Raw genomic sequence first — 16,375 nt, forward strand, 5'->3', positions numbered from 1 at the left:
AATTCGCCTGCTGCCACCCTGATTAAACCGAAGTGTAGTCCGGCGCGGACCAAACCCAAATGAAGGCAAATAAACAAAAACATGGAGAAAAACGAACAAAGTCCTTTCTGGCGGATTCCGGTCAACGCCCTGTCCCTGCGCCTCGCCCGCACCCCGATCAGAATGCAGCATTCCCAAAGCTGGAGGATCGACAAAATCAATCCGGTCCACGATCTGATCTTTTGCCTGACGGGAGCGGCGCGCTATCGCATCGGCGATGAAGTGGTCTGCCTGGAAAAAGGCGAAGCCATGTTGATCCGTGCCCGGGAGCGGTTCCGCGGGATCAATATTGGCACTGGAGACTATACGGGGGTGGCCCAGCACTTCAGTCTGGATTTGTTCGGCAGGGCAGATCTGATTGACCAGATGAAGCTGCGCCGCAAGGCGGTATTGGCGGACTGGTCCGTCATTGAACCGATCGTGGAGCACTACCGGGCCAGAGCGGCGACCACAAGCCCGACGCTGATCCAGCACCATCAGTTCATGGTCATGCTCTTGGCGTATCTGGACAGTGCCTTTGTCGGCTGGCGGTCCGATGTCGAGCTTCTGGCCCAACAGGGGCAGCTGTCTCTTCAGATCATGCTGCTCGCGTCCAAACTGGCCTCCGACCCCTTGCTGGAAGGTGGTCTGGAAGACGCCCTTTCGGCAGTTCCCTATAATCGGGACTACTTCCGCCGCGCTTTTCGTGACCGGATGGGCATGACGCCGCAGAAATATCTGGAACTCAAACGCATGGAATATGCCGTGCACCGTTTGGGGCTCGGACAAACGGTGAAGGAGACCGCGGCGGAGCTCGGTTATCGGGACCCTTACTTCTTCAGCCGCATGTTCAAGCACTATATCGGCGCAAGCCCCTCGAGCTACCGCTTGAAGCGGACCGCCAGGGGCCGGTCTCAGATGCAGCCCTGATCTGGCTTACATGGTGGCGCCGATTTGCCACGGTACAAATTCGTTGTCGCCAAGGCCAAGGGCTTCGGACTTGGTCTTCCGGCCGGATGCCGCGGCCAGAATGCACTCGAGGATCTCAGCGCCTTTTTCTTCGAGTGTGGCATCGCCGGACAGAACGTCGCCGCAATCAAGGTCCATGTCCTCGGGCATGGCGCGATAAAGCGAAGTGGTCGTGGCGAGTTTGAGTGTCGGCGCCGGTTTGGAGCCGAAGGCCGAGCCGCGTCCGGTGGTGAAAACGACGATCTGTGCGCCGCCGGCGATTTGTCCGGTCGCCGATACCGGGTCATAGCCCGGCGTATCCATGAACACAAAGCCGGGTTCGGTCACTTGCTCGCCATAGTCATAGACCGCGGCCAGGGGTGTGGATCCGGCCTTGGCGACGGCGCCCAGCGATTTCTCCAGGATCGTGGTGAGGCCGCCGGCCTTGTTTCCGGGGCTTGGGTTGTTGTCCAGGCTGCCATGGTTGATCCGGGTATAGTGTTCCCACCAGCGGATCTGCGCGATCAGCTTTTCCGCGGTGTCCGTGTTTGCCGCCCGGCGCAACAGAAGTTGTTCCGCGCCATATATTTCCGGCGTTTCCGACAAGATGGCCGACGCCCCAAGGCCGACAAGCAGGTCGGACGCGATCCCGAGAGCGGGGTTTGCCGTGATCCCGGAAAATCCATCGGAACCGCCGCATTGCAAGGCGACCTTCAATGCGGATGCCGGACAGGACGAGCGTTGGATCGCGTTCACTTCGGGCAGCAAGTCCGTGACCATCTTCTTGATCCGGTCGATGGTGGCCCGGGTGCCGCCGGTCTCCTGGATTGTCAGCCCGTGGAACCGGTCGGCGTGATCGGTCCCAAATTGCGCTTTCATCCGGCCAACCTGCATGACCTCGCATCCCAGACCGACAAACACCGCCGCACCGACATTCGGGTGGGTGGCGTGTCCCCACAAGACACGCTGCAGGACCTGCGCGCCCAGGCCATCGCTGTCCATGCCGCACCCTGTCCCGTGCCCGAAGGCTACGATCCCGTCCACATTCGGATAGGCGTCGAGCAGCCCGCTGCTTTCCAGTTCCTGGGCTGCCTTGCGAACCACCGTGGCCGAGCAGTTTACGGTCGCACAAAGCGCGATGTAGTTTCGCGTTCCGATTTGCCCGTTGCCGCGCCGGTAGCCCATGAAGGCGCGTGGTTCGATTTGCGGGATGGCCGCCCTGGCAATTTCGAGGTCGGCGCCGATGACATAGGTCTCGTCATGGCTGGAGAAGGCGAGGTTGTGCGAGTGAACGTGCTCTCCCGCGCGGATCGCTTGGCTGGCCGTCCCGATTATCTGGCCGAATTTGAAAACCCGGTCGCCCGTCGCATGATCGATCCGCGCGATCTTGTGGCCTGCCGGCAGAGGCTGGATCAATGGTTTTCCGAGCCCGAGCGGATCCAGTCCGCCCGCCGTCCGTTCCGGCAAGATTGCAACGGTGTCTCTTGGATCAAGAACGAGGGGCGGCCGGGCTGTCATGCCGCAACTCCGGCATGACGGATCCCGGCCATCAGGCCGCGCAGTTCGGCAAGGCCTCTCAGGCGGCCGATCAAAGGATAACCCGGATGTGTGTCGCGCTCGCTGTCATTGAGCAACTCGTGGCCGTGGTCGGGCCGGAACACGATTTGGGCGTCCACACGGCCTTGACGGGAGCGCTTGCGTTCCGCCTCGAGCAGGAAGGCCGCGACCAGCGCGAGATCCGTGTCACCCTCCAGATGGGCGGCTTCCTCGAACGATCCGTCCGGCAGTTTCCTGACGTTGCGCAAATGGGCGAAATGGACCTTTTCGGCGAACTCTCTGGCAATCTGGGGAACGTCATTGGCCGGATTGGCGCCAAGCGAGCCGGTGCAAAGGGTGAGACCGTTGGAAGAGCTGTCAACCGCGGAAAGGATCCACGCGATGTCATCGCGGTTTGACACGATCCGCGGCAATCCGAGAAGGTCGCGCGGCGGGTCGTCCGGATGCACGGCGAGTTTCACGCCCAATTCCTCGGCCGCGGGGACGATTTCCTGCAGGAACCGTTTGAAGTTTTCGCGCAAGGCAGGACGGCTCAGGTCCCGGTATGGGATCAGCGCGGACTTGAGCCCTTTGACGTCGTAGCGGGTATAGGATCCCGGCAGTCCGGCCATGACGGCGGCGATCAGGGTTTCCCGGTCGGTGTCATCGGCGGCGTCGAACCAGGCTTTGGCCGCGGCCGCGACTGTCTCGCTGTAGTCGTTCTCCGCTCCGGGGCGTTCCAGCATGAACAGTTCCAGCGCGGCCATCTTCTCGATCGAAAATCGCAGGCAGGTGCCGCCGTTGTGCACGGGTGCCGCCAGATCGGTCCGCGTCCAGTCGAGCAACGGCATGAAATTGTAGCAAATCACCTCGATACCTTCGGCCGCAAGGTTTGCCATCGACTGCCGGTACGCGGCAAACAGTGCCGGCAAATCGCCGGTGCCGCGTTTGATGTCCTCGTGGACCGGGAGGCTTTCCACCACGGTCCAATCAAACCCGGCCTGGCGGATCTGCATCTTGCGCGCGGCAATGGCATCGCGTGGCCAGATCGCTCCATACGGAATGGCATGCAGGGCGGTGACAATGGAATGCGCACCGGTTTGAGCGATTTCCGGAAGGGAGATTCGGTCGAACTCCCCATACCAGCGCCAGCCTTCAATCATGCCATGTCCTCAAGCGTTGCAATCACTCCGTTTTCCATCAGCCGCGAGTGGGCCGACGTGACCGGTTCGACGATCCGGCCGGCAAGTTCCGGCTCGAATATCTCCCGAATGCCCAGGAGGGCGGGAACCCGTTCGGAAAGGCTGGGCGCGTTTGCAATCACGTCTTTCAAGCGCTCAGCCATGGGATCGCGGACGTCGATTGGCTGGCCGCGCAAATCCGTGCCGCTGACATAGATCATCCAGGCCGCAAGAGCGGTGATCAGACCCGGGCATGGCCGCTGCGCGGCGAGGTTGTCGCGCATGGTGCCCAGAATGCGTTGCGGAAGCTTCTGGCTTCCGTCCATCGCGATTTGCCAGGTTCTGTGCCGTATGGCGCTGTTGGCAAAGCGCGCCAGCAGGGCATCGGCATAGACCTGCAAATCGACACCGTTCGGGGCTGTGAAGGACGGGATGATCTCGTTTCGCCAGATGCCCTTCACAAACCGGGCGAAGACCGGGTCGGTAACCGTGTCTGCGATGGTATCGTGTCCGGCCAGATACCCCAGATAGGCAAGCGAGGAATGGGTGCCGTTCAGCATCCGAAGCTTCATGTGCTCATAGGCTGTCACGTCCTCGACGAGTTCGACGCCGGCAACGGCCAGATCGGGCCGTGCGCCTGCTCCGTAATCGGGCACGAAGTCATCTTCGATGACCCATTGCCGGAACGGCTCATGCAGCACCGGCGCCGCATCGAACTGGCCGGTTCGTGCGGCCAGGTCATCGATATCCTCGGGTTTCGTCGCCGGAACGATCCGGTCGACCATGGTTGCCGGAAACCGCCCGCGCGTCTCGATCCAGTCGGCAAGTTCGGGATCCAGCAAACGCGCGAAGTCCAGCACGATGCTTTTCACCAGCCGGCCATTCTCGGGAAGATTGTCGCAGGTCAGGACGGTAAAGGGCGGCAGACCGGCGGCCTTGCGCCGTTGCAGTGCTCGGACCAGAAAACCGGGGGCCGATAGCGGGAGTTCTGAAACCAGATCCGCTTTGATTTCGGGATGCTCCCGGTTCAGGCGTCCGGTCGCCGGATCGTGGCAGTAGCCTTTCTCCGTGATGGTCAGGCTGACGATGCGTGTGTCGGCGGCAGCCATGGCGGCGATGACCGCCTCGGGATCTTCCTGCGCGACCATGATCGCGACAACCGACTCCACCTGGTGAAGCTTCTCGCCGTCCTGGCCCAGTTCAACGGCGGTGTAAACGCAGTCCTGCGGGGCAAGCTGATCGCGCATCCGGGGGCTTTTCAAACTTACCCCGACGATTCCCCAATCCCCGCCGGATTGCGCCATCGCCTCTTCGATGTAGACGGCGCCGAAAGCCCGGAAGAATGCGCCCAGGCCAAGATGAACGATCCCGGCCTTCGGCCTTGTGTTTTGGCGCGCCAGGCGCGGAAGATCAGCGTGCAAGCCAGCCTCCGTCGACATTCAACACCGCTCCGTGAATGTACTGGGCCGCCGGGGAAGCAAGGAACACGGCGGCATCGCCGATATCGCTGGCTTCCCCCCACCGGCCGGCGGGGATCCGCTCGAGGATCTGCCGGTTGCGAACAGGGTCCGCGCGCAAGGCTTCGGTGTTGTTCGTTGCGATATAGCCCGGCGCGATGGCATTCACGTTGATGCCTTTTGCCGCCCATTCATTCGCCAACAGCTTGGTAATGCCGGCAACACCGTGTTTGGCAGCCGTGTAGGAAGGCACCCGAATGCCGCCCTGGAATGAGAGAAGCGACGCGATATTGACGATCTTCCCTGCCCGGCCAGCGGCAAGGGCCGCCTTGCCAAAGGCCTGGCAGCTGAAGAAGACCGCCTTCAGATTGATGTCCATCACCTCGTCCCAGTCGGCTTCGGAAAAGTCGACCGAATCCGCCCGGCGGATGATCCCTGCGTTGTTGACCAGGATATCGATCGCCTCTTCCTCGAACAGCGGCACAGCGGCCATGGGGTCGGACAGGTCGAGGCGGACGGCGCGGCCGTTGCGGATCTGGCCAAGAGTCCCGCCGCAATCGCCGCGTGCCGCGCACAGGACTTCGGCACCTGCACCGGCCATGGCGACGGCGATAGCCTGCCCGATTCCGGTATTGGCGCCTGTGACCAGGGCCCGTTTTCCTTCAAGAGAGAAAGACTTCACCTCAGATCTCCCATGGCGACCATGTCCATATCCGTGAAATCTACATTGTCCCCGGCCATCGCCCAGCAGAACGTGTATGCGCCCGTGCCGGCGCCGCAATGGATCGACCAGGGCGGGGAAATGACCACATCTTCATTGGCCATCACCAGATGGCGGGTCTCCTCGGGCTGGCCCATGAAATGGAACACACGTTGATCGGGGCCGAGTTCGAAATAGAGATACGCCTCCATGCGCCGGTCATGCAGGTGGGCGGGCATGGTGTTCCAAACTGAACCGGGTGCGAATTGGGTGTAGCCCATCAGAAGCTGACAGCTTTCGGCGACCTCAGGATGCAGGAATTGCAGGATCACGCGTTTGTTGCTGGTTTCCGCCGAACCCAGCTCCACCCGGCGTGCGTCTTCCACCTTGATCAGCCTTGTCGGGCAGGTGCGATGGGCGGGAGCGGACAGGACATAGAACCGCGCCGGCCCGGAAAACGAGACCGGCCCTGAGCCCATGCCGATATAAAGCACATCGCCGCGGCCGACCTCGTAGATGGTCCCCGCCACGGACACAGTGCCGGCATCGCCGATATTGAGGATGCCAAGTTCGCGGCGTTCCAGAAGCGTCGGGGTGCCTGCTTCCTTCACGTGGTCCAGGACCAGTATACCGGATCCGGGAACGACGCCCCCCATGATCAGGCGGTCATAGTGGGTGTAGACAAGATTGATCTGTCCGTCCTGGAACAGTCCATCTGCGTGGAAATGGTTGCGAAGTCCTTGGGTATCCAAAGTCTTGGCTGTTTCCGGGTCGATCGCGTAGCGGGTCTGAACATTGAGCATGATGAAAATCCCTTGAAATGGTGGACCTTAGAGAAAGTCGTCTCGTCTGGGTGTGAAAGTGTCGATCAATGTTCCAGGCGTCAGGCAGACGCAGCCGTGCCGCGCGCCCGAAGGGATGATGAAACTGTCGCCGGGCCCGACTTCAAACTCGGAGCCATCGATCGTGAAGCGGAATTGTCCGCTTTCGACATAGGTCGATTGCACATGCGGATGGTGGTGAAGCTTGCCTTCGGCTCCCGCTTCCTGAAAGCGGAAGGCGACGACCATCAGGTTGGGGCTGTCGGACAAGACCTGCCGGCAAATACCGGGATCGGCTGCGACTTCCGGAAAGGTTTTTACAAACATCGTCAACCTCAGTGAAACAGGGAGGGAAGCCAGAGTGAAAGTCCGGGAATGTAGGTCACGAGCAGAAGCGTGAAGATGGCGGCGCCATAGAACGGCCAGATTGTCTTGACCGCGTCCCAGACGGAGATCCGGCCAACCGCGCACCCAACGAACAGCACGGTCCCGACCGGCGGTGTACACAGCCCGATCCCGAGGTTGAGGACGAGGATAACGCCGAAATGAACCGGATCGACCCCAAAGGCCGTCGCAACCGGAAGGAAGATCGGTGTGGTGATGACGATCAGCGGCGACATGTCCATGAACGTGCCCAGAAACAGGAGAAGGATGTTGATCATCAGCAGAATGACCAACGGGTTCTCCGAGACCGATTTCATGAACGCGACAAGCTCCGCCGGGATGCGCAGGAAGGCGAGCAGCCAGCCGAAGGCCGCGGCCGCCCCAATGACGAGCAGCACCATCGCCGTTGTCCTGACCGCGGCCTGGGTCGCGGCCACGAATTCGGGCCACCCCATGGTTCGATAGGCAAGGGTCGTGACCAGCAGCGCGTAGACGGCGGCGATGCAGGAGCTTTCCGACGCGGTGAACACGCCCGAACGCACGCCGCCAAAGATGATGGCGATCAGGAGAAGGCCCGGGATGGCATTGATGAAGAGGGCTCCGAGGACGCCCCAGCCGGGGAAGCGTTCCGTGGGAAATCCCTGCTTCTTCGCCACGAACCAGGCGGTGATCATCAAGGACATGGCCAGAAGGAGGCCGGGAATGATGCCGGCGGTGAACAGATCCGCGATCGACAGGCGTCCGCCGGCCGAAATCGAATAGATGATCATGTTGTGGGAGGGCGGCAGCAGCAGAGCGATGATTGAGGACATCACCGTCACATTGACCCCGTACTCGACGGAATATCCTTTCTTCTTCATCTGCGGGATCATCAGCCCGCCAATGGCGGTCGCGTCCGCGGCCGCCGAACCGGAAATGCCGCCGAACAGAACCGAGGATGTGATGTTCACCTGGCCCAGCCCGCCACGCATGTGCCCGACGACGGCGCCCGCCAAGGCGACGAGACGGCGGGCGATGTCGCCCCGCACCATCAACTCTCCGGCAAAGATGAAGAACGGGATGGCCATCAATGCGAAGACCGAGACGCCTGAATTCAGACGCTGGAAAACGATCACCGGGGGAAGGCCGATATACAGCACGGTCGCTAGGGATGCGATGCCCAGGCAAAAGGCAACCGGCGTGCCGATCAGAAGCAATACAATGAAGGTTCCGAAAAGGACGAATGGTTCCATATCAAGCCTCATCCGGCTGAGCTTCGCCGAAGCGGGCGGTTGGGCGACCGGCCGCGCGAAGGACCAGCCGTTCCACGGAGAAAATGAAGATCAGGCAACCGCCGGCGACCAGGGGAAGAAAGTCGACAGCGCCGGAGACCCCCAGAGACGGGAGTTTCACGTTCCAGGCGGACAGGGCCAGCTGTGCGCCGAACCAGGCCATGCAGGCGCCGAACAGCGCGACGAGGCCATCCGAAATGCTGTACAAAATCAGCTTGGCTTTGTTGGGCAGGAAGTAGAGCACCACATCGAAACTCAGGTGATAGCCCTCGCGGATGCCCACCGCGGCGCCCAGAAAAATGAACCAGCCCATCAGGATCACCGAAGCGGGTTCGCTCCATACGATGCTGTCATTCATGACGTAGCGCATGAACACTTGGCCGGAGATGAAAACGGTCATGAGGATAAGGCCGGCTCCGGCAAGCCAAAGGGCTGCTGTGGAGATGCCGCGCATGATCCGAGCGGCGAGAATGAATTGAGTATGCACGTCCGCGTCCCGGTTGCGGGCCTGCGGCCGCTCGGGCCGCAGGCTGCTGTGAAGTCGTCAGTCTGTCGCGCGAATGCGGGCGACAAGATCCTTCAGCTTGTCGGAGGTGACGTGCTTCTCGTAGACGGTATCCATGGCCGCCATGAACGGCTCCTTGTCGATGTCGGTGATGATTTCGACACCCGCGGCGCGGACCTTTTCTTCCGAAACCTTCTCACGCGCCTGCCACAGTTCGCGCATCACGGGAACGGAATCCTTCGCGGCTTGCCGGACAGCGGCCTGGTCTTCCGCGGAAAGCTTGTCCCAGGACGCCTTCGACATGACGAGGACTTCCGGCACGATCAGGTGTTCGTTCAAGGTGTAGTAGCCTGCCACCTCGAAATGCCCGGAGGATTCAAAGGACGGCCAGTTGTTCTCCGCGCCGTCGATGACCCCGGTCTGGATAGCCGAGTAAACCTCACCATAGGGCATCGGCGTGGCATTGGCCCCGAGAGCCGACATCATGTCCACGAAGATATCGGACTGCATCACCCGGACCTTCATCCCGGCAAGGTCTTCAACTTTCGTGATTGGTTTGACCCGATTGTAGAAGCTGCGGGCGCCGCCATCGAAAAAGGCAAGGCCAACAAATCCGTGCGGTTCGAAAGCTGCGAGGATTTCCTCGCCGATCGGACCGTCCATCACCCGGTTCATGTGGTCGACACCTTTGAACACGAAGGGCAGGGATACGACCTTCGTTTCCTCAACCAGATTGTTGAACGGGCCCATGGAGACGCGGTTCAGATCGATGACGCCGAACTTGGTCTGCTCGATGGTGTCCTTTTCCTGGCCGAGCTGCGCGGAATGGAACACCTCCACGCAGATCCTCCCGTTCGTGCGCTCGTTGAGCAGCTTGCCCATGTGCTTGACAGCTTCCACGGTCGGATAGCCGTCCGGATGAGTGTCGGACGATTTCAAAGTCAGTTCGCAGGCCAGCGAAGCCGTGGTCAACGCGGCTGTCGCCAGAAGCGCTGTCGCAAGTGTTTTCAATACCTTCATGTTTTCCTCCCAGAAGTGGCTTTTCAGAGCCGGTAGGCTTGCTTGGCAAGCCTGTAAGCAAGGTCGTGAGCGACCTCGAATGCCTCGCCCTCGTCTAGTCTTCCGGACGTTACGAGAGTGGCGAGGTAAGAACAGTCGATACGGCGGGCCACGTCATGGCGGGCCGGGATCGAGCAAAAGGCGCGAGTGTCATCGTTGAAGCCGACCGTGTTGTAGAAGCCGGCGGTTTCCGTGGTCATTTCCCGGAAGCGGCGCATGCCTTCGGGGCTGTCATGGAACCACCAGGCGGGTCCCAGTTTCAGGCTCGGGTAAACGCCGGCGAGGGGCGCCAGTTCGCGCGCATAGGCGGTTTCGTCGAGCGTGAACAGGATGATGCTGAGGTCTTTCTCGAGCCCGACCGCGTCCAGCAGGGGCTTCAACGCGCTGACATAGTCGGTCCGGGTCGGGATGTCGAAACCCTTGTCGCGGCCAAAGGCTGTCAGGATTCTGTCCGAGTGATTGCGGAAGCTGCCGGGGTGGATCTGCAGGACCAGTCCGTCTTCCAGACTCATGCGCGCCATTTCGGTCAGCATGTGTCCGCGGAAGGTTTCCGCTTCCGCGGCGCTGCAAGAGCCCTGGAGGGCTTTTTCGAACAGTTGTTGCGCCGCCGCATCCGAGAGGTTTTCGGTTCGTGCCGTCGGATGGCCGTGATCCGAGGACGTGGCGCCGAAGGATTTGAAATACTCCCTTCGGATCCGGTGGGCCGCAAGATATCCCCGCCAGGTGGCCGCGTCCTCGCCGGCCAGCTCGCCGAAGCGCTCGACGTTCTCGGCGAACCCTTCGAACTCTGGATCGACCACGGCGTCTGGGCGGTAGGCTGTCACCACACGGCCGGTCCAGCCGCTGTCACCGATCATGCGATGCCATTTCAGGTCGTCCAGGGGTGATTCGGTTGTGGCGATCACCTCAATGTTGAACCGCTCGAAAAGAGCCCGCGGACGGAAATGAGGCTGAGCCAGGCAGGCCGCGATATGGTCGTAGGACGAATCGGCGGTCTCGGCCGATAGACGCCCTGTCCAGCCGAAAACCTCCTGGAACGAATGCTCAAGCCACATCCGGGAGGGCGTCGCGCGGAACAGATGAAAATTTTCGGCGAAGACGCGCCAGATCTTCCGGCTGTCCGCCTCGGACCAGCCGCCATCCTGCCGCGGCACGCCAAGATCCTCCAGCCGGATGCCCTGGGAATGCAGCATGCGGAACACGTAGTGATCCGGGACGATGAACAGCCTCGAGGGATCGGGAAACGGTGCGTTCTCCGCGAACCAGCGAGGGTCGGTATGGCCGTGTGGGCTGATGATCGGAAGCTGCGCCACGGACTCGTAGAGCTGCCGCGCGACGGCGAAGGATCGAGGGTCCGTGGGCAGCAAACGGTCGGGGGAAAGCCGGTACTCCGCACGTGCCGCCTCTTTTGTTGTGCCCGCAGCCACCCTAGCCTCCCTGAATGCATGTCTTGTCTTTGTTGATGCAAGTCAACTGATATGCTAGTTGGTTAGCTTAGTCAATGGAGGGGGCGGATGTCAGCACACAGCGCTTTGAAGGCGCTTGGTCCGATCAAGATCAAAACCATCGCGGATACAGTCTTCGAGGAATTGCATCAGCAGATCCTGTCCCTAGAACTGCCTCCGGGGACCAAGGTTTCGGAAATCGAGGTCGCGAAAGCGTTGGGCGTGTCGCGGCAGCCTGTCCGCGATGCCTTCTTCCGGCTGTCCCAGCTCGGCTTTTTGCTGATCCGTCCGCAGCGGGCCACTGTGATCACGAAGATCTCCGAAAAGGCGGTCCTGCAGGCGAAGTTTGTTCGCATCGCGTTGGAGACCGCGTGCTGGTCGGCGGCCATGGAGGTCATCACTGGCTCCCAGCTTGAAGAATTGGAGGCCCTTCTGGACGAACAGAAGGCGGCGGCACTGGCCAGCGATCAAAAGCTGTTTCATGCCCTGGACGACGATCTGCACCGGCAGATCTGCTGCATTGCGGGCCATGAATATGTTTGGAACCTGATCCGTGAACAAAAATCACACATGGATCGGGTCCGGTTCATCTCTTTGACCACTGGCGCGGCCGAACGAGCCTATAACGAACATGTTGTGCTGATCGATGCCCTGCGCGAGCGGGACAAGGTGCAGCTCGAAGCCGGCTTGAGTGGGCACCTGGGACGGATTGGGCAGGTTCTGGCTCAGATACGGGCCGAAAAGCCCCAGTATTTTCAGGAGAAGTCAGCGTGAAACGTTTTGTCGCCCTCGGCGAATGCATGGTGGAACTGTCTCCGGCATCGGTAAATGAATATGCGCTCGGTTTCGCCGGCGACACCTTCAACACAGCCTGGTATGCGCGGCAACTTGCGTCCCCGGACAAGCTTTCGGTGGCCTATTTCAGTGCCGTGGGTGACGACGACATTTCCCGGCGCATGACGGATTTCATGAGGGAAGCTGGCATCGAACCGATGGTCGAACGGGTCCCCAGGACCAGTGTCGGCTTGTATCTCATCTCCTTGACGGACGGTGAGCGCAGTTTCCAATACTGGCGCGACACCTCGGCGGCCCGGCGTCTCCACCTTTATCTCGACCGGTTTCCTCATCTGGGTTCCGGGGACGTTGCCTATTTTTCCGGCATCACCATGGCGATCCTGCCGGACGAGGGGCGCGCGCGCGTGCTCGATACATTGCGGTCGTGTGCCGGGCACGGCGCGTTGGTGGTTTTCGACCCGAACCTGCGTCCGCGCTTGTGGTCCAGCGAGGCGGAGATGACGCGCTGGACCATGAAAGCCGCCGCCGAGGCCGATCTCGTGCTGCCGTCTTTCGCCGACGAGGCTCAGCATTTTCAGGACGTGGATCCGGCAGCCACGGCATGCCGTTACCTCGATAACGGAGCCGGCATTGTCGTTGTCAAGAACGGCGATGAGCCGGTTCTTGTTGAAACCCGTGACGGGGAACACGTCGAAGTGCAGCCGGCGCCGGCCGGCGTCGTGGTCGACACGACAGCCGCTGGAGATTCATTCAACGCGGCTTTCATCGTGGAATTTGGCCAAGGCAAAGGATTGGCGGCCGCAGCCCGCGCCGGGTGCGAACTCGCCCGTCATGTGATTGGCCGCAAAGGGGCCCTGATTCCAACCGGTCAACGGGACCCAGACGGTGCAAAAGTACTCATCGAGGGGTGAGACGTTCTTCGGATCGGACAGAAAATGAATGGCGGAGAGAGAGGGATTCGAACCCTCGGAACGCTTGCGCGCTCAACGGTTTTCGAGACCGCCCCGTTCGACCACTCCGGCACCTCTCCGCGGGACTTGAACAGTTGTCGGGGCTCAAGTGGCGCGGAACATAGACAAGCCGCCCTGGCGGCGCAAGGGTGTTTGACGCGGTCGGGCAGAACTTTTTTCTCCGCTGTCACACTGTTCTGCCCGCTCGGTTCCAGGGCCCGCGGGCCAGAAAAAGACGGGCCGGATCGCCGGAGACATTGACAAGCTGGCCCGAAATCAAGTATGGCGCTGTGGTAATCCGCTCGGCTCTCCGGGGCTCGGGGGATTGCCGCTGGGCAAAGCCTGCAGGCTGGGTTTCGTATTATCCGGACAACCTGCTCTTCAATTACAGACATCGAAACCGGGTTTCGATGTGGCGCGCCCGGTTTCGCGCGCATTTCTTCCGGCCGTTGGCCGGCGGGATGCGAACCAAGAACGAAAAGAAGGACGTGCAAGACATGTTCGCAGTGATCAAAACCGGTGGCAAGCAGTACAAAGTCGCCGAAAACGATATTCTGAAGGTCGAGAAACTGGACGCCGAAGCGGGCAGCACCGTGACTTTCGACGAGGTTCTGATGGTCGGAACCGGTGCCGACACGGCGATTGGCGCGCCGACCGTCGAGGGCGCAAGCGTTGTCGCCGAGGTGGTCGATCAGGGCCGAAACCGCAAGATCATCGTCTTCAAGAAGCGCCGGCGTCAGAATTCCCGCCGCCGCAACGGACACCGCCAAGCCTACACCATGGTCAAGGTCACCGACATTTTGACCGGCGGGGCCAAGCCGGCCAAGAAGGCAGCGCCAAAGACGGCTGCGCCGGAAGCCGAGCAGGTGGACGATGCAGCGGCCGCAGACATCGAGCCGTTGTTCACGGCGCCGGAAGGCAAGGATGATCTGAAAAAGATCTCCGGTGTCGGACCCGTGCTCGAGAAGAAGTTGAATGCTTTGGGCATCACGACCTATGAGCAAATCGTCAACTTCACCGCGGACGATATCGCCCGTGTCGATGAGGTTTTGAACTTCAAAGGCCGGATCGAGCGCGACAATTGGGTTGATCAGGCCAAGGAACTGGCTGGCAATTAAGCCGCCGTCCTGTAGATCTGAATTCTTGAGATTTCGAAGAACGAGGAGTTCTTAAAATGGCACATAAAAAGGCAGGCGGTTCATCCCGTAACGGCCGCGATTCCGCAGGCCGCCGTCTCGGCATCAAGAAGTATGGCGGCGAAGCCGTGGTCCCTGGCAACATCATCGCGCGTCAGCGCGGCACGAAGTGGCATCCGGGCACCGGCGTTGGCATGGGCAAGGACCACACCATCTTCGCAACCGTCGAAGGCAAGGTCGAATTCCAGCCGAAAACCGGCGGCCGAACCTACATTAACGTAGCACCGGTAGCGGAAGCTGCGGAGTAACGCCGACGTGTCACGAACAAGCGCCGGCGTCCCATAAGGACCCCGGCGAACCAGGCACCACCAGTCGCAGTTCAAAGGGGAGATGGGGCGTCATCTTCCCTTTTTCTTTGGAACGTTGACTGGAGGAGACCATGGTCGTTGAAAAGGATGAACTGTTAGACGCAAGCTGTCTGGGGACAGCGCCCCTGCCGCAGGATGCACCGCGTGTCCGGCTCGATCTGCCGCGCATGGACGATGTCGCCGACCTGGTGTTTCTCGCCAATCGCAAGTCCGTTGCGGAGCACCTGACCCGGCTACCCCATCCCTTCACGCTCGACAATGCCAGGGCGGTTGTCGCCGGTGCGGAAAATCCGGCCAGGAATGCGGCCACTTTCGCGATCCGGCTGAAAGCGACCGGACGGCTGATTGGCATGGCAAGGCATGCCAGCCTTGAAGCAGGCGGAGCGGTTCATGTCGGGTATTGGGTCGGTGAGCCGTTTTGGGGCAATGGCTATGCCACCGAAGCGCTCCACGCGCTGGTTGATCATGCATTCAACTACACCAATGTTGACGAGTTGACCGGCGCCTGCCGGGTCACCAACCCCGCCTCGCGCCGCGTTTTGGTCAAGTCAGGGTTCCAGTATCGCGACCAGAGCATGATGCGCTCCGTGGGCGCGGGTGGCAGCGTCCCGATCGAACGCTACGCTTTGGACCGGACGGTATGGGCCTCGTTGAAGGCCTGGGGGAAATCGGCATGAGCGCGCGTCTTCCCACCTTGACGACCCGGCGTCTGGTCCTGCGTTCGCTCGAGTTGGGCGACGCCGCGGCCGTGGAAAATCTGGCGGGCCGGGATTTTGAAATCGCCCGGTGGATGACGTCTTTTTCCTGGCCCTACCAAGCCGGCGCCGCGGAGGCGTTTCTTGAGGCCAATGCGGCGGCCGATCCGGTCGCCGATGAGGCGGCGTTCGGGGTCACCCTTGGCGGAGTTCTGATCGGGGTTGTGGCGATCGAAGCCCCGGGCGACCTGGAAGAGCAGCCGGATTGCCCGACGCTGGGGTATTGGTTCGGCCGGCCCTTCCATGGGTTCGGCTATGCGCGCGAGGCGGCCATGGCTGCGCTCGAGTGGGGGTTTGAGGCGCACGGCGGATGCCCGGCAATCGCGGCCCGGGTTTTCGAGGAAAACAAACGCTCACGCGCGGTTCTGCGAAAGCTGGGATTCCGAGCCGTTGGCAAGACGGTCCGGTACGCAAAGCCGCTGGATCGTAAAATTGACAATATCGTCATGCGATTGGAGCGCGGTGATTTCGAGACGGGGAGAAAAGCGGCATGACCGCACCAAGGATCAACACGGCGCGGCTGCGGCTGCGGGCGCCCGGATCGGCGGATCTGGAGCGTTGCGCCTTGCTTCTGGGTGATTATGAAGTGGCGAAGATGCTGTCGCGCGTGCCATATCCTTACGATATGGAAGCCGGCAAGGCGTTTTTGTCCTGCGCCGCCGAGAACTGGAAGTCTTGGCCGAGATCCGCGGAGGCCAATTTCCTGATCGATTGCGGTGGCGAAATGATTGGCGGGATCTCGTTCAAGGCGTTGCATGAAACGCCGGAGATCGGCTATTGGCTTGGACGCGCCTATTGGGGGCAGGGATACATCGGCGAAGCGATTGGCGCGGCGATCGAATGGTTCTTTGCCGCGACCGACCATGAAATACTCCTCGGCATGGCGATGGAAGAAAACGAGCGGTCCATCAATGCCATGATCAAATGCGGCTTCGAACAGGTCGGGCGCAGCGCCAGCATGAGCCTGGCGCGCGGAGACTATGTTCCGGACGTCGTCATGAAACTCACGCGGGAGGCCTTCACCGCTCGGAACGCGGCGTGAGGGT

General features: G+C 61.1%; 18 protein-coding genes and 1 tRNA gene. 8 read left to right on the forward strand and 11 right to left on the reverse strand.

Translation table 11 applies throughout. From position 1 onward, the window contains the following. Positions 1–81 precede the first annotated feature (81 nt). The gene (locus tag F0184_RS10075) at positions 82–948 is read left to right on the forward strand and encodes a helix-turn-helix domain-containing protein (protein WP_150496048.1); all 867 of its coding nucleotides are present in this window, start codon (positions 82–84) and stop codon (positions 946–948) included. A gap of 6 nt (positions 949–954) precedes the next feature. Here the strand turns inward: F0184_RS10075 and F0184_RS10080 are convergent, their stop codons facing one another. Genes F0184_RS10080 through uxaC form a run of 10 tightly spaced genes read right to left on the reverse strand, consistent with a single transcriptional unit; the run spans position 955 to position 11,307 of the window. After that, positions 955–2,484: a UxaA family hydrolase gene (locus F0184_RS10080; RefSeq protein ID WP_150496049.1), complete on the reverse strand. Its 1,530-nt coding sequence runs from the start codon at positions 2,482–2,484 to the stop codon at positions 955–957. Further along, complete coding sequence (gene uxuA / locus F0184_RS10085; protein ID WP_150496050.1) at positions 2,481–3,665, reverse strand: mannonate dehydratase; 1,185 nt, start codon at positions 3,663–3,665, stop codon at positions 2,481–2,483. Before uxuA ends, F0184_RS10080 begins: the two co-directional genes overlap by 4 nt. Then, positions 3,662–5,122: a mannitol dehydrogenase family protein gene (locus F0184_RS10090; RefSeq protein WP_150496051.1), complete on the reverse strand. Its 1,461-nt coding sequence runs from the start codon at positions 5,120–5,122 to the stop codon at positions 3,662–3,664. Before F0184_RS10090 ends, uxuA begins: the two co-directional genes overlap by 4 nt. Further along, positions 5,094–5,822 carry a 2-dehydro-3-deoxy-D-gluconate 5-dehydrogenase KduD gene (gene kduD / locus F0184_RS10095; protein ID WP_150496052.1) on the reverse strand — a complete coding sequence of 243 codons (729 nt, stop codon included), beginning with the start codon at positions 5,820–5,822 and terminating at the stop codon, positions 5,094–5,096. The genes F0184_RS10090 and kduD overlap by 29 nt, the downstream gene beginning before the upstream one ends. Continuing rightward, complete coding sequence (gene kduI / locus F0184_RS10100; RefSeq protein WP_150496053.1) at positions 5,819–6,643, reverse strand: 5-dehydro-4-deoxy-D-glucuronate isomerase; 825 nt, start codon at positions 6,641–6,643, stop codon at positions 5,819–5,821. The genes kduD and kduI overlap by 4 nt, the downstream gene beginning before the upstream one ends. A gap of 27 nt (positions 6,644–6,670) precedes the next feature. After that, entirely contained in the window at positions 6,671–6,988 is a 318-nt protein-coding gene (locus F0184_RS10105; RefSeq protein WP_150496054.1) for a cupin domain-containing protein, read from the reverse strand. 8 nt (positions 6,989–6,996) lie between these two features. After that, positions 6,997–8,277 (reverse strand): TRAP transporter large permease, encoded by a 1,281-nt coding sequence (locus F0184_RS10110; RefSeq protein WP_150496055.1) that lies wholly within the window; start codon positions 8,275–8,277, stop codon positions 6,997–6,999. Position 8,278: 1 nt separating this feature from the next. Next, entirely contained in the window at positions 8,279–8,803 is a 525-nt protein-coding gene (locus tag F0184_RS10115) for a TRAP transporter small permease (protein WP_244299101.1), read from the reverse strand. Between the two features lie 57 nt (positions 8,804–8,860). Further along, the gene (locus F0184_RS10120) at positions 8,861–9,841 is read right to left on the reverse strand and encodes a TRAP transporter substrate-binding protein (RefSeq protein WP_150496056.1); all 981 of its coding nucleotides are present in this window, start codon (positions 9,839–9,841) and stop codon (positions 8,861–8,863) included. A gap of 23 nt (positions 9,842–9,864) precedes the next feature. Continuing rightward, entirely contained in the window at positions 9,865–11,307 is a 1,443-nt protein-coding gene (gene uxaC / locus F0184_RS10125) for a glucuronate isomerase (RefSeq protein ID WP_150496057.1), read from the reverse strand. Between the two features lie 87 nt (positions 11,308–11,394). Here uxaC and F0184_RS10130 point away from each other — a divergent pair, with 87 nt between their 5' ends. Beyond that, positions 11,395–12,099, forward strand: a complete 705-nt coding sequence (locus F0184_RS10130; protein WP_150496058.1) for a GntR family transcriptional regulator — start codon at positions 11,395–11,397, stop codon at positions 12,097–12,099. After that, a complete protein-coding gene (locus F0184_RS10135) occupies positions 12,096–13,031 on the forward strand; it encodes a sugar kinase (protein ID WP_206668332.1) in 936 nt (311 codons plus the stop codon). Before F0184_RS10130 ends, F0184_RS10135 begins: the two co-directional genes overlap by 4 nt. A 29-nt stretch (positions 13,032–13,060) precedes the next feature. Here F0184_RS10135 and F0184_RS10140 read toward each other — a convergent pair. Continuing rightward, positions 13,061–13,150, reverse strand: a tRNA-Ser gene (locus F0184_RS10140). A 417-nt stretch (positions 13,151–13,567) separates the two neighbouring features. Between F0184_RS10140 and F0184_RS10145 the strand changes: the two genes are divergently transcribed. The 5 genes from F0184_RS10145 to F0184_RS10165 all read left to right on the forward strand — a co-directional run bounded on the left by F0184_RS10145 (position 13,568) and on the right by F0184_RS10165 (position 16,371). Beyond that, the gene (locus F0184_RS10145; RefSeq protein ID WP_150496059.1) at positions 13,568–14,188 is read left to right on the forward strand and encodes a 50S ribosomal protein L21; all 621 of its coding nucleotides are present in this window, start codon (positions 13,568–13,570) and stop codon (positions 14,186–14,188) included. A 56-nt stretch (positions 14,189–14,244) separates the two neighbouring features. After that, a complete protein-coding gene (gene rpmA, locus F0184_RS10150; RefSeq protein ID WP_150496060.1) occupies positions 14,245–14,514 on the forward strand; it encodes a 50S ribosomal protein L27 in 270 nt (89 codons plus the stop codon). A 131-nt stretch (positions 14,515–14,645) separates the two neighbouring features. After that, on the forward strand, positions 14,646–15,251 hold the full coding sequence (locus F0184_RS10155; protein WP_150496061.1) for a GNAT family N-acetyltransferase: 606 nt from the start codon (positions 14,646–14,648) through the stop codon (positions 15,249–15,251). Next, positions 15,248–15,823 (forward strand): GNAT family N-acetyltransferase, encoded by a 576-nt coding sequence (locus tag F0184_RS10160; RefSeq protein WP_150496062.1) that lies wholly within the window; start codon positions 15,248–15,250, stop codon positions 15,821–15,823. Before F0184_RS10155 ends, F0184_RS10160 begins: the two co-directional genes overlap by 4 nt. Further along, entirely contained in the window at positions 15,820–16,371 is a 552-nt protein-coding gene (locus tag F0184_RS10165) for a GNAT family N-acetyltransferase (protein ID WP_150496063.1), read from the forward strand. Before F0184_RS10160 ends, F0184_RS10165 begins: the two co-directional genes overlap by 4 nt. Positions 16,372–16,375 lie beyond the last annotated feature (4 nt).

This window comes from Roseibium aquae (genome assembly GCF_008711285.1).
GTDB lineage: Bacteria > Pseudomonadota > Alphaproteobacteria > Rhizobiales > Stappiaceae > Roseibium > Roseibium aquae.